General features: G+C 62.8%; 11 protein-coding genes. 5 read left to right on the top strand and 6 right to left on the bottom strand.

Annotation, left to right across the window (positions count from 1 at the left end; all coding sequences use genetic code 11):
• Positions 1-12 precede the first annotated feature (12 nt).
• The gene (locus CFB17_RS16265) at positions 13-993 is read right to left on the bottom strand and encodes a replication protein RepA (protein ID WP_088562633.1); all 981 of its coding nucleotides are present in this window, start codon (positions 991-993) and stop codon (positions 13-15) included.
• 620 nt (positions 994-1,613) lie between these two features.
• Here CFB17_RS16265 and CFB17_RS16260 point away from each other — a divergent pair.
• Both CFB17_RS16260 and CFB17_RS16255 read left to right on the top strand, forming a co-directional pair.
• The gene (locus CFB17_RS16260; protein WP_088562632.1) at positions 1,614-2,861 is read left to right on the top strand and encodes an AAA family ATPase; all 1,248 of its coding nucleotides are present in this window, start codon (positions 1,614-1,616) and stop codon (positions 2,859-2,861) included.
• On the top strand, positions 2,854-3,867 hold the full coding sequence (locus tag CFB17_RS16255) for a ParB/RepB/Spo0J family partition protein (RefSeq protein WP_088562631.1): 1,014 nt from the start codon (positions 2,854-2,856) through the stop codon (positions 3,865-3,867). Before CFB17_RS16260 ends, CFB17_RS16255 begins: the two co-directional genes overlap by 8 nt.
• A gap of 50 nt (positions 3,868-3,917) precedes the next feature.
• Here the strand turns inward: CFB17_RS16255 and CFB17_RS16250 are convergent, their stop codons facing one another.
• Positions 3,918-4,757 carry a ParB/RepB/Spo0J family partition protein gene (locus tag CFB17_RS16250; RefSeq protein ID WP_088562630.1) on the bottom strand — a complete coding sequence of 280 codons (840 nt, stop codon included), beginning with the start codon at positions 4,755-4,757 and terminating at the stop codon, positions 3,918-3,920.
• Between the two features lie 296 nt (positions 4,758-5,053).
• Between CFB17_RS16250 and CFB17_RS16245 the strand changes: the two genes are divergently transcribed.
• From CFB17_RS16245 to CFB17_RS16235, 3 genes are all read left to right on the top strand, one after another.
• Positions 5,054-5,785, top strand: a complete 732-nt coding sequence (locus CFB17_RS16245) for a hypothetical protein (protein ID WP_088562629.1) — start codon at positions 5,054-5,056, stop codon at positions 5,783-5,785.
• Between the two features lie 422 nt (positions 5,786-6,207).
• Positions 6,208-6,669, top strand: a complete 462-nt coding sequence (locus tag CFB17_RS16240) for an SRPBCC family protein (RefSeq protein ID WP_165769659.1) — start codon at positions 6,208-6,210, stop codon at positions 6,667-6,669.
• A 152-nt stretch (positions 6,670-6,821) separates the two neighbouring features.
• Positions 6,822-8,015: an aminotransferase class V-fold PLP-dependent enzyme gene (locus CFB17_RS16235; protein ID WP_088562627.1), complete on the top strand. Its 1,194-nt coding sequence runs from the start codon at positions 6,822-6,824 to the stop codon at positions 8,013-8,015.
• 77 nt (positions 8,016-8,092) lie between these two features.
• On the opposite strand, the gene poxB is transcribed toward CFB17_RS16235, so the two are convergent.
• The 4 genes from poxB to CFB17_RS16215 form a co-directional block, all read right to left on the bottom strand.
• The gene (poxB, locus tag CFB17_RS16230) at positions 8,093-9,820 is read right to left on the bottom strand and encodes a ubiquinone-dependent pyruvate dehydrogenase (protein ID WP_088562626.1); all 1,728 of its coding nucleotides are present in this window, start codon (positions 9,818-9,820) and stop codon (positions 8,093-8,095) included.
• Between the two features lie 104 nt (positions 9,821-9,924).
• Entirely contained in the window at positions 9,925-11,250 is a 1,326-nt protein-coding gene (locus tag CFB17_RS16225; protein ID WP_088562625.1) for an LLM class flavin-dependent oxidoreductase, read from the bottom strand.
• Between the two features lie 307 nt (positions 11,251-11,557).
• Positions 11,558-12,121: a flavin reductase family protein gene (locus CFB17_RS16220; protein ID WP_088562624.1), complete on the bottom strand. Its 564-nt coding sequence runs from the start codon at positions 12,119-12,121 to the stop codon at positions 11,558-11,560.
• Positions 12,122-12,184: 63 nt separating this feature from the next.
• Positions 12,185-13,216 carry a histone deacetylase family protein gene (locus CFB17_RS16215; protein WP_088562623.1) on the bottom strand — a complete coding sequence of 344 codons (1,032 nt, stop codon included), beginning with the start codon at positions 13,214-13,216 and terminating at the stop codon, positions 12,185-12,187.
• Positions 13,217-13,375 lie beyond the last annotated feature (159 nt).

Here is a 13,375-nt window from a genome sequence, read left to right as displayed (position 1 = left end):
CCGACCGGAATATCAGCCTATCTCGCGCGACGCTAGACAGGTATTGCTCTCGCGCGTCACCAGACCGAGGCTGCGTCGCTCGATCGGAGATGGCGATGGATGCAAGAGGAGACCTTTACTCGAGGCGTCGACGCGCGCCTGCGGGTAGACGGCCAGGGCCATCTCGAGTGCTTGAAGGAAGCGTTGGCGGAAGGGCTTGACGCTCGCATAGCCTGGGCCGAACTGCTCCTTCATGGAGAGCCAAGAGACGGTCGTGGCTTTGGTCAGCGAATGCAGCCGATAGGCCAGCCAGATATAGATGTCGATTGTCAGGCTCTGATTGGCGATATGGCGGATCGCAGGCTCGAAGATGGGTACTGGGTGGCGACGCAGTTCCTCAAAAAAGGTCTCGCCTAGCCGCACCGTCTCGTTCCAGAGCGAGCCTTGGGCATCGTCGCCGGCGAGGTCATGCAAGGCAAAGCCGCTTTTGATGATATGGTCATGATCCCAGGCGCTGATCTTGCCATCGTCGGAATGCCATTTGAAGGTCAGACGACAGGAGCTGATGCGCGAGGCCTGTTCGCGTACGTCCTTATAGGATTTGCCGCCGATACCGATATCCATCCGCCGCAGCCATTCGCGCATCGAACGACCAAGTTCGACTTCACGGCTATTGTTACGGACAGCTTCGGTTTGAAGATAGAGTAGGATCAGTCTAGCGCGCGATCCGTAGGGCACGCCGATATAGCGATTGTCACCTTGGCCGTGGACTCTTGTAGGCTCGATCAAAAGGCTGATGTTACGCGAACTGCGTTGCCATATCTGATCGTCAGGCAGTCGTTTGTGCGGCAACGCCGTAAGGCAAAAACCGCTATAGGTGATGCCTAGTTCCTGCGTGTCTTCGGCGAGGATCTCGGCCGCGATGCGCGCAAGGCGCCGTGCTTTTTCTGTCTGGGCCATTTCGACTACGTGGTCACTCCCATGCACGCGCACGAGATCATGCAGCTTACCCATGGGCTTTTTCCTCGAACGGCCTGCAGGTGATCGGCATCGTTTGGACTCTGGCTGCAGTAGCTAGATAATATACTAGATTCTTATATTTGCTTGGGAACCAGGAGTCCACGGATAAATCAGGGTGGTTGCAGCACGAATCCAAATATTCGGCAGCAAGAGTCCAGTATTGCAACTCATCTGGAAGCAAGAGTCCACGGCTTATGCACATTGGAAGCAAGACCCCAAGCCCATCCCGGACGTCTTTTCCCTGGTGGAAGCAAGAGTCCAATCAAAGAGAAAAGGACTGAGAGAATGTCGCCGACACCTTGGAAAGGCTGGTTTTTCGAAACGCTTCATGGCAGCAGGAGTCCAACGGGCCGGGCGTCATGAATGATCCCCTCGGCCAACGTGCTGACGGAAAAGGAACCGGATGCCTCTCGTCGGCACGTTCGTCGCAGCAAGAGTCCACGCGTCATGGAAGGATCCATATATCGAGCCTTTCGCGAGTTAACGAAAAACATGAGGATCTACAAGCTATTTTCCTAAAACGGCTCGTTTTTATCCTGTTTTCAGTTTATGGGATGGTTATCCGACAGCCATTTAGGCCCCTTAGGGCCAAGCGAGTGAGTTGAAGACCGTCAATGGCACTCAAGAATCCTGCCCAGGATCTCCAGGAACTCGCTGACGCGGTCGGCGACCTGCAAAAGAACATCCTCGAGGTCGTCTACGAGCCCGATGCCCGCAAGACACTCCGCTCGTTCTCCTTGCGGGAAGCAGCGCGTTGGATCGGCGTCTCCGTCCCTACCCTGCGCGCACTATGCGCCGAGCATGGCTTAGGCGCGGAGAACGGGCGTAGTGGCTCCAGGGGTGGACTCTTGCTTACCGCTGAGGAGATGGCGACGCTGCGGAAGCAGGCTGCAGCCGCAGCCGCAGCCGGTGGCCGTAAGCGGCGTTTATTGCCAGGACGGGTCGAGGGCGAGACCGTTCAAGTCGTGGCTTCGATGATCTTCAAGGGAGGTACCGGTAAGACGACGCTGGCCGTTCATTTTGCCCAATATCTGGCTCTCCGGGGCTATCGGGTTCTCGTGCTCGATCTCGATCCGCAGGCATCGGCGACCACGCTCTTTGGCCTCAATCCGGCAGCGGAGGTGGAGGATGACGCAACCTTCTATGGCGTGGTAGGCGGCCAGCGGACGATGGCGGAGATCGTCCGGCCGACCTATTGGCCGGGCCTCGATCTGGTGCCAGCGAACTTGGCTCTGGCCCTCACCGATTTCGAGATCGCTGGTCGCGCCAAGCTGGAGCCCCGACCCATCCATCTCTATCTTCGCGACGCCCTGCGTGACGTGAAGGAGAACTATGACGTCGTGCTCCTGGATTGTCGGCCGGATCTGGGCATGACGACATTGAATGCCCTCCTGGCGGCTACCGGCATCTTCGTGCCGGTAACCATGAGCCAGTTGGACATCGCCAGCATGGGCGAATTTTTTCGCTTTTCTTCCTTCCTCTTGGAGCAGTTGCCGCAATTCGGCCTGGGCGAGGAGGGCATCGGCCTCGATTTCGTCAAGCTCGTCATCAACAGGTTCGACCCGACTCAGGCGGCCCAGGCGCAATGCCATCATTGGCTGTTGGCCCGTATGCCGGACTGGGTGTTGCGCACGCCGATGCTGCAAACGGCCGCTTTAGGCCACGCCAACGCACAATGGCAGACGCTCTACGAATATGAACCCGACGAAGGTCGGCGGCGGGCCTATAACCGGGCGCTTGAAGCGTTTGACAGGCTTTGCTTCGATCTTGAATCGACGCTCTGGCAGGCTTGGGGACGTAAGGGTTCGCCCCATGCCCTGCCCTCTGCCAGCACGCTAACGCGCGGAGGCGCTCATGACTAAGCCTAAGCGACCCAAGGATCTGCGGGCGGGGCTGGCCAGCATCTATGGAGGGACGCCACGGGCGCCCAGCGAGGATCCGGCGCCTAGGCGCGAGGTGGGTGTGATCGCCAGCGGCGGGGCGCCTGGGGTCTTCCTGCGCGAGCAACGTCAAAACCTGGTCGAGGAGAACGCCACACTCCGGAGCGAGCTGTCGCAGCTCCGCCAGGACGGTGGCGCCGACCTGCTTCTCGATCCGGCTGTGATTGGCGATCGCTTTCCATCTGATCGTACGCGGCATGCCTTCGCCGACGAAGCGTTCGTCGCGCTACGCGAGAGCATCAGGCTCAACGGCCAGGATCAACCCATCCTCGTCCGACCGCATCCGAGCGAGTCCGGACGCTACGAGATCGCCTACGGCAGGCGGCGACGGGAGGCTTGCCGACAGCTCGGTCTGCAGATCAAGGCGCGCGTCAAGGTCCTCGACGATGCCGAGCTTCTTCGTGTCATGGTGCGCGAGAATCAGGAACGGGAGCAACTGAGCCTCTACGAGCGGGGTGCCTTCGTCCGCCAGCTGGCGATGGCGGAGAAGCTTTCGGTGCGCGCTCTTGCCGAAACACTTGGAATTTCTGCTGGGTATGTCAGTCGTCTCATGCGCCTCCCGCTATTTTCGCCGGCGCTGGAGGAGCTGATAGGTGACCCGCGCGGCTTCAGCATGCGCTTGCTCGAGGAGTTGGCTCAAGTGTTGGGTGGGCCAGCCGCTGAGGAACGTGTGCTGTCGGCATGGGGTAGCGTTCGGCCCGCATCTTCGCCTGATGGGCGGGCCCGCCAAGTGCTGGCCCTTTTGCGTCCGGCCGCTGAAGATGATGACAGGCGGACGCGTAAAGTGTTGGTCAGGCGAGGGGGCAAGCCGCTGGCTTGGCGACGCGAGCGCGCGGACGGTGGTGTCAGTATCGATTTTGCTGCATCGCTGGCGCCGGCTGAGATCGACGGTGTCGTGGCTGCCCTGCACAAGGCGCTGGGTGTTTAACTGTTAAACACCGTCGCCGTGCGGACAAGGAAGCAAGAGTCCAAGAGCCCTCAGTCGCCGGCCAGGACCCGATCGATCTGATCCCGCAGCGCCTTGAGCGAGGTGCGCAGATGAGCCCCAGACTTTCCACGCAGATCGATGGTTTTTAGCGATACACGAAAGCGGTCGACGTCGCGTACGTAAGCTAATGGGGAGTTGGCGCCGGCGGTGGGTTTCCGGTCCGGGCGTCTGGCCGCGCGGGCGGCATCACGTTTGCCGCCCTCACTGGAGACGACTTTGCGCCATGTGCGCGCCTGTTCCGTCTTGTCCTTGATGCGCGAAATCTCGACCAGCGTTCCGCGCGGCACTGGCTTTCCCGCACTCTCCCGCGCCCGGGCCTCGTCGAGAATGGCGCGTGGAAGATTGGCGATGCCGACGATTTCGGAAAGGTAGGAGACGCTCTTGCCGACCAAAGCGTGCATCTGGGCCAGTGTCAGGCGCCGCTGGCGCTTGAGCCACGCCAGGCCCTCGGCCTCCTCAATGGGCGTAAGGTCGCGGCGATGGAGATTCTCGACCATCGCCATGGTATCGGAATCGGCATCCGGCAGGATGACGGCTGGAACGCGTGTCCGACCGAGCCGGCCATGCGCTGCGAGCCGCCTTGACCCCGCAATCAGCTGATACCGATCGCCGATGCGCTGCAGGACGATCGGCTGCAAGAGTCCATGCGCCTCAATCGAGCGCGCCAGCTCCTTGAGGGCTTCCTCATCGATATGCCGTCGAGGTTGATTGGGATGGGGATCGATGCTGGCGATCGCCACCTCGCTGACCGATGCTGGCCCCTCCGCGGCCTTTTTCGTCGACCGCACCGCTCGACCGCTTGCCTTCACCGTCGTCGTCCGCTGCGCCATCAAGCCTCCCTATCGTCCAAAGAAGCCATTTTACCCAAGGAGCGACTCCAATCTTTCGCGATGCTACCGCGCGGCAGCGACACGATGTCGATATCCGTCCTCGACCTTCCCAGGCCCGGCGGTCCATTTTCGTCGTTCAACCTACCGTTCCCTTGCCAAGTCTAGGGCAAGGCGCACCGGACGTCCAACAACACGCTGGTTTGTCGCGATCATCCTCCGAACAAGGCGAAAAGCGGTATCCCGCGGGTTATCCGCGTCGCCGGAAACGTTACTGATGGTATCGCTCGGGGATCGACATGGCCGTCAGAACTGGCGAACCGGCGCCGTTTTTCTACGTCGACCCGGATTGCTACTTCGAGTCGGCCGAGGGGCGTTATCTGGTGCTGACTTTCTTCAATGGCTTCACGTCATCGGCGGGCGCGGCGTTGCTGGCCGACCTGTCGGCCAAACGCGTCTTCGACGGTCTGGGTGCTGCGCTCTTCGTCGTTACTGATCCAAACGAGTCCACCAGCTCGCTCTTGGACGCCCTGCTTGCGGGCATCAAGGTGTTCCTGGACGACGGTGCGATTGCCCGCCACTATGTTGTCCGGGGAAGGGGAAACAGGGCGGTCTCGAATATCGTCTCGCCGCGCCAGCAGGTAATCGGCTTGGTTGCGGGTGAGCCTGCAACCCACGCGGCACTGATCTTTGCCTTACTGCGCGCGCGGCCGCATCCCCAACGACTCGGAAGAGTCGTTGGGGACCCGCTCGTGCTGATCATCCCGCATATCCGCGGGCCGCGTATCTGCCGGGAGCTGATCGCCGCCTATGAGCGGCATGGCGGCAGGCCCAGCGGCTTCAAGCGCGATGTGGCTGGTCGCACGGTTGAGATCACCGATCGGCAGTACAAAGTCCGTCGCGACTGGTCCATCGAGCAACTTCAACTGAAGGCTGCTATCCGGGAGCGTTCTATCCGCCGTGTGGTGCCGGCGATCGCGAAATCACACCAGCGCGGCGTCACCTGTATGGAGCGATGCGGCATATCATGATACGCCGCCGCCCGGCGGCATTTCAACACCCTCCGCGACAACACTACGCTTGGCACTTCCGATTGACGATTTGCCGTCTCCGTCAACCTGAATGCCGAGGGATTCTAGGGAGGCGAACCCCGCTTGGCGGAATTCGTTCAACAAACCTACCGGCCGCCAACAGGAGGTGGCATCGTGATTTCCTGCTCGATGCCCCACGAGGCGCTGCCGGCCACCCGGGGGGGGGCGGCGCTGCGCGTCCCTTCCATTCCTCTACGACGAGGCGGCGCGGGCGATTCGCGATATCAATCTGCGCCATGTCGGCAAGGGGAAGGGAAGGGGTGGTTACCCCCTTGATTCTGCCGTGGATCGAGCGCTTTGCTAGCCCATAGGATTTATCTTATGGGAGGCATTGGATGCCGCGCAAACTCGCCCTAGGCCTGATGGCGGCCGCTTTCACCTTCGCCATGGCCGCTGAAGCGGACGCCGCAGATGTGCGCAAGCGCCGCGAGTATGGTTCGACGCCGGAACAGGCATGGGCGGTAATCAAGGATTTCTGCTCGATCTCGACATGGCATCCGGGTATCAAAAGCTGCGAACTGAGCACCAAGGACGGTGCTACGGTCCGTACCTTAACGACTCAGGACGGCGCCAAGTTCGTCGAACAACTGGTCAGCGCCGACGACAAGACGACGACGCTGACCTACAAGATTCTCGAAAGTCCGCTACCCGTCCAGAATTATGTTTCCAGCATAAAGGTCGGCTGGGACGACGATGGTTGCGAGGTCGTCTGGACCAGCAAGTTCGACCCCAAGGGCGCCTCCGAGGCGGACGCCATCAAAGCCGTCACCGATGTCTATACCGCCGGATTGAAGGGTTTGACCCGGGTCCTCAAGCAGACCTGAGGAACGGGCCTCGGTCGCAGCTGGCATCGGCCACCTGCAGCGGGCCGCCGGCCGGAGCGCTCCTCTATTTCGGCCGGCCGTAGCCCCCATTGCGGCTATTGTCGACCGCGCGTTTTCCTGGCTTCCTCCTGGCGGGAAGGGGGAGCCCGACCATGGCTGGGAATGAGGATTGGCTTAACCTGAAGGCATTTCGCGCGGCGACGCCGGCGGCAGCAGTTGGTGTGCATCTCAACGCCGCCAGCGCCGGGTTGCAGCCACGCGCCGTGCAGCAGGCTGTGGCTGAGCAGCTCGATCTCGAGCTGCTCAAGGGGCCCCACGCGGCGATGGCGCATGCCGCTGTTCGCATCGAACCCGTCCGTGAGGCCGTGGCCGAGCTGCTAGGCCGCATGCCCGACGAGATCGCCTTTGGCGAAACTTCAGGCCGCCTCTGGGCCATGGCCTTCCATGCGCTCAGGCTGTCTCCTGGCGCCAAGATCATCGTCTCGCGCGGGGAATGGGGCAGTAATGTCCTCAACATTCTGCGTCGACGCCAGCTAGAGGACATCGAGGTGGCGGTCGTCGAGCGTGGTCGGGACGGACAGCTCATCGTCGACCATCTCCGCCATCTCATCGACGAGCGCACGCAGGCGATCTGCATGCCCGTGGTCGAAAGTGCCACGGGATTTCGGCAGCCCGTAGAGGCCGTGGGTGCCCTGCCGCGCCCCGATTCGTGCCTCTTCTTCGTCGATGGTGCGCAAGCGGTCGGGCGTTTCCCGGTCGATGCGATGGCGTTGAATGCCGATATTCTGGTGGCGCCCGCCCGGAAATGGCTGCGCGGTCCGCGTGGCCAGGCATTGATGGCACTCTCGCCGCGAGCTTTGGAGATTCTGGGCGATCCGCCGATCATCGATCAGCTGGCCGGAACCACTTTTGGGTGGGATGGCTATGCGCTCCGCGACGTCTCGCGCCGTTTCGAGGCTTATGAGTTTTCCTGGGCCGCCCGGTTGGGGCTCGGTGCCGCGATCCGGCATGTGCAAAGCTGGGGCATCGCCGCGATAGCGGCCGCGATCGATGCCAGGGTGGCGCAGATCTGCCAGGGACTGCAGGCCATCCCCGGGGTCCAGGTTTGGGAGGCGCAGGCGGATCGCCCGGCCTTCCTCACCTTCGCACTGGCCAATCACGAGGCTTCTTCCGTGACGGCGAGGCTCGCTCAGTCCGACATCACGATCGCCACGCTTGATTGGCGGACGACGCGGCTCAATTTCGAACCGCCCCGCACCTGCAATCGCGTGGCACCGCATGCCTACACGACCGAGGCCGACATCGCCCGTTTCCTGGACGCCATACACAGCCTAGCGTCGCTTTGAGCGTCGATCCGGCGAGGGGAGGGGGGAACCAACGGCCATCTTGAGGAGACGGCCGATTTTGATTCAGGTGGCGCCGCTCACCGCCGCCAGTTGCTCGTCGCCATCTCGACGAGGGCATTGCTGCGGCCATTCAGGACGGCCTTGAGCATGTACATGGTAAAGCCCTTGGCCATCTCGGCCGTGACCTTGGGCGGCATGGCGAGCTCGGACCGATTGACGACCGCATCGATGACGACGGGCCCGGGATGCGCGAACGCTTCGCGGATCTTGGATTCGACGTCGGCTGGGTTCTCGATGCGCACGCCCTTGATGCCGCAGGCCTCTGCCATGGCGGCGAAATTGGGATTGTCGAAATCAGTGCCGGTGTCGAGGAAGCCCGAACTTTTCTGTTCGAGCTCGATGAAGCCCAGGGCGCCGTTATTGAACACGACGACCTTTACCGGCAAATCGAGCTGCTTCAGGCTGAGAAAGTCGCCCATCAGCATGGTGAAGCCGCCATCGCCCGACAGCGATACGACCTGGCGCTCGCGAAACGCTGCCTGCGCACCGATCGCCTGCGCCATCGCGTTCGCCATCGAGCCATGCCAGAACGAGCCCAGGAGGCGGCGCTTGCCATTCATGCCGAGGTAGCGGGCCGCCCAGACTGTCGGCAAACCGACATCGCAGGTGAAGACCGCGTCCTCGGCAGCGATCTCGCTGACGACGCGGGTGACGTGCTGCGGGTGCAGCGGCCCGCCCGCGCGGCCGGTCGCCAGCTCATCCAGCTCCTTGCGCGCCTTCTTGTAATGGTCGAGCGCGGAGTCCAGATGCCGCCGTGTGGACTTGGCCTCCAGGCGTGGCAGCAAGGCACGCAGGGTCGACTTGACGTCGCCCTCAATGCCGAGATCGACCGGCACCCGGCGACCGATCTGCGCGCCTCTTTTGTCGACCTGGGCGATCTTTGCTTTGCCCGGATAGAACTGACGATAGGGAAAGTCGGTCCCCAGCATCAAAAGCGTGTCGCAGTTCTGCATGGCATGGTAGCCCGAGGCGAAGCCGATCAATCCCGTCATGCCGACATCGAAAGGGTTGTCCCATTCGACGTGCTCCTTGCCGCGCATGGCGTGCACGATCGGCGCCTTGAGTGCCTCTGCCACCGCCAGAAGTTCGGCGTGGGCGCCGGCACAGCCTCCGCCGCAAAGGAGTGTGACCGCCTTGGCCTCGTTGAGAAGCTTGGCCAGACCGTCCAGCGACGCTTCCCCCGGAATGAGCGAGGCGGGCTCGGGGAGGAGCCCGGCTGGCTTCGGCGCCGGCGTGGGCAAGGCAGGGAGCAGGGCGACGTCGCCCGGGATGACCAGGACCGAGACCCCGTTCGTCATCACGGCATTGCGGATGGCTATCTCGAGCATGCGCGGCAATTGCTGTGGCGAGGCCACGAGCTCGCACCAGGAGGAACATTCCTTGAAGAGATTCTCGGGATGGGTTTCCTGGAAATAACCGGAGCCGATCTCGGCTGAAGGTATCTGGGCGGCGATCGCGAGGACCGGCACCCGCGAGCGATGGCAGTCGAAAAGACCATTGATCAGATGCAGATTGCCCGGCCCGCAGGACCCGGCACAGACGGCAAGCTCTCCCGTCAGATGCGCCTCGGCGCCAGCCGCGAAGGCTGCCACTTCCTCATGGCGAACATGCAGCCACTCGATTTCTCCCTGACGGCGGAGCGAATCGGTAAAGCCGTTCAGGCTGTCGCCGACGATCCCATAGATCCGCTTAACTCCGATGGCAGCCAGTGTCTGCACCATCTGATCGGCAACGGTCTGCGCCATGGGATATCCTCCTGATTCAGGTAGGCTCTAACCATATGACGCGCAGCCTCGGAGGCAAGCGGTGGTCAGGTCTGTTCAAATGCCTGGAACCGCAGTCCTGGCGCTCAATCGAAGAAGCGATTGGCCGGTCGCGGCAGCCCCAGATTCTCCCGCAGCGTCGATCCCTCATAGGCCAGACGGTAGATCCCACGCCGCTGCAGCTCGGGAATCACCTTGTCGACGAAATCGAAGAGCCCGTCCGGCAGATAGGGAAACATGACGTTGAACCCGTCGCAGGCCTCGCTTTCCAGCCACGCCTCCATCTCATCGGCAATCGAGGCCGCTGTTCCGATCATAGTCAGGCCGCCATAGCCGCCGAGCCGCTGGGCCAGCTGCCGCACCGTCAGATTTTCGCGCCGCGCCATTTCGATGACACGTTCGCGCCCGGAGCGGCTCTGGTTGGTCTCCGGAAGATTGTCCGGCAGCGGCCGGTCGAGATCGAAGCTGCTCACATCCAGTCCCAGCCAGACCGACAAGGACGCGATCGCACTTTGCGCATGCACCTTGCTATCGAGCAAGGCACGCCGCTCCTGGGCTTCTGCCAGGCTGTCGGCTACGATCACAAAGAGGCCGGGCAGGATCTTGAGATGCTCGCGCGGACGGCCAAGCCGATCCATCCGCTCCTTGACGTCCGCATAGAAGGCGCGGCCCGCCTCGATCGTGTTCGCGGCGCCAAAGATGGCCTCGGCGGTTTCCGCTGCCAGTTGGCGGCCCGGCTCGGACGAACCGGCCTGGACGATGACAGGCCAGCCCTGGACTGGGCGGGCGATGTTGAGCGGGCCGCGGACATTTAGGAACTCGCCCTTGTGATCCAGGACATGCATGCGGGCGGGGTCGAAATAGATTCCCGTCTCGACGTTGCGAACGAAGGCATCATCGGCAAAGCTGTCCCAGAGGCCGGTGACGACGTCGACGAACTCGCGGGCCCGGCGATAACGCTCGTCATGGTCGAGCAGATCCTCGCGACCGAAATTACGGGCAGCGTCCGGGTTGGAGGTGGTAACGACGTTCCAGCCGGCCCGGCCGCCCGAAATATGGTCGAGTGAGGCAAAGCGCCTGGCTATATGGTAGGGTTCGTCGAATGTGGTCGAGGCGGTAGCGACCAGGCCCAGATGCTCGGTGGCGCCGGCCAGCGCCGAGAGCAGCGTGAAGGGCTCGAAGGACGTCACCGTGTGGCTGCGCTTCAGTGCCTCGACCGGCATGTTGAGCACGGCCAGGTGATCGGCCATGAAGAAGGCGTCGAAGAGGCCTTCCTCAAGCTTTTGCGCCATGCGCTTGAGATGCGCGAAATTGAAATTCGCATCCGCCCAGGCGCCGGGGTAGCGCCAGGCGCCCGTGTGGAGGCTGACCGGCCGCATGAACGCGCCGAGTTTCAATTGCCGTTTGGCCATGCGAGCCTCCTTGGTAAAAGTGGCTGTGGGGGACGCGGGCTTGGCTCCATGTCGATCATGGCGCGCACGGCCGGCTTTGTCACCGCGCCTTGGCAACTGCTAAGGGCCGGCCCATATGCTCGGCCACATCGAACGCCCAGCTGCGAACGGTCACGCCCGGCCTGGAGCCGTCATCGTCCCTTCGAGCTCGGATCCCCGGCCATGTCAAAAATGGGCGGTGGATTGGGGGGAGCGGGCGTGCTCATCTACGTGATGCGAGCGCAGGCGTCGAGCAAGACGGAGCGCGGGCCGTCACCAGCTCGAATCGTCAGTCGAGCAGCTCCGGCCGGAACAGCGAACGTCGGCTGATGATCCTGCCCGACTCCATGAAGACCCCGTCGCCCGTGTAGTGCAGGGTCCGGGGATGCTCGGGCGAGGGTGCTACATGCGCCTTTACCACCTCGAAGATGAAGAAATTGTAGCGCTCGACCAGCGCATCCTCGTGCATACGGCACTCGAAATTCGCGTGACATTCACCGATGAGCGGCGCCTCGACCTTGGCTGCGGCTTCGGGCGTGAGGCCGAACGCCGCGAATTTGTCGAGCTTGGCACCGGACGTATTGCCAATCTTGACCACCTCGGCGGTCAGGGCCGTCGTTGGCAGGTTGATCACGCATTCGCGGCTGCTCCTGATTAGCTCGAAGCTGTGATTGCCCGCCGAGATCATGAGCCCGACCAGCGACGGCGAGAATTCCAGCACCGTGTGCCAGCCGAGCGTCATGATGTTGCGCTGGCCCCGCCAGCTGGACGAGACGAGCACGATCGGACCCGGCTCGAGGAAGCGGCGCACCTTGCCGGTCGGGAAATCCACTTTCGGCTTGGAGCGGGTCATCGCCTGACTTCCTTCGCGAACGGGCAGGATCGAAAGCTTCCAGCTGGCGGTCTGTCGCTGAGCTCAGGCGCCGAACCCGTCGAGGAAGCGTTGCAGCAAAGTGCCCAGATGGTCGACGGCGTAGCCGCCTTCCTGGACGATGGCGGTGGGCCTGCGCGCCCGGGAGATGGCCTGGCCGGCGCGGGCGAAGCCATCGGCGGTGATTTTGAGAAAGCTCAAGGGCTCGTGCTCGGAGGCATCGAAGCCGAGACTGACCACGACCGCATCGGCGCCAAAGCGTTGGGCAGATTCGAGAGCATTATCCAGGGCCGCCAGCCAGGGGCCATCGCCGGTACCCTGTGCTAGAGGCTGGTTCAGCGTGCAGCCCTGGCCCGCACCGGCGCCCGTCTCGTCCGCATGGCCCACATACCAGGGATAGTAGCCGTTCGGATCGCCGTGGATCGAGGCGAAGAAGACGTCATCGCGCTCCCAGAAGATGCCTTGCGTGCCATTGCCGTGATGACTGTCGATGTCGAGAATCGCCACCCGATCTGCGCCATGGGCCCGGAGACGCTCCGCCGCCAGGGCCGCGTTGTTGAGATAGCAATGGCCACCTGTCCGGGCCCGGTAGGCGTGATGACCTGGGGGACGCGCCAGGGCATAGGCATGCCGGCCCGCCGCCGCGTCGTCGGCGGCGGCGATAGCACCGGTCGCCGCCGCCAGTGCGGCCTGCCAGGTCGAGGGCCCGATCGGGCAGGCGAGGTCGGCCGTGTACCAGCCAAGGCGACCGACGATTGTGGCCGAGGGCTTGGCGCCATTGGCCAGCATTTCTGGCGTTGGATGAATGTTGGGGACCGCCTCGGGCGCGCTGTCCGGCATCGCCCGCCAATCGGTGGAAGCATGCTCGAGGAACGCCAGGAAGTCCGGCGCGTGCACGGTTTCCAGCTCAGAGGGATCGACCGGCGGCGGCGATGTGATCGTCAGTCCCATGGCCTTGGCACCCTCGAGTAGGGCTAGCGCCCGGCCCGGCACCTCGAAATGCTGACGCAGATTGCCACGCTGGAGAAAGAAGGCCGGGTCGTGGGCCAACTCCATCTCGTTCCAATAGACGTTCATCGCGTTCCCGCTTTTGAAGGGTAGATGCGCCTTAGTCTGGCCAGCCGCTCTCGAATGTCCAGTCAGTGGGGAAAGGACTAGCGGGGCTGCCCCTTAGGCTCTAAGTCCTGCCGCTGGACCATGCGAGTAAAGGGTAGTGCGATGCTGCGGCGGGGCCTT

The organism is Arboricoccus pini (assembly GCF_900187945.1).
In the GTDB taxonomy this organism is placed as follows: Bacteria; Pseudomonadota; Alphaproteobacteria; order Geminicoccales; family Geminicoccaceae; genus Arboricoccus; species Arboricoccus pini.
This window is presented reverse-complemented; position numbering and strand designations above follow the sequence as displayed.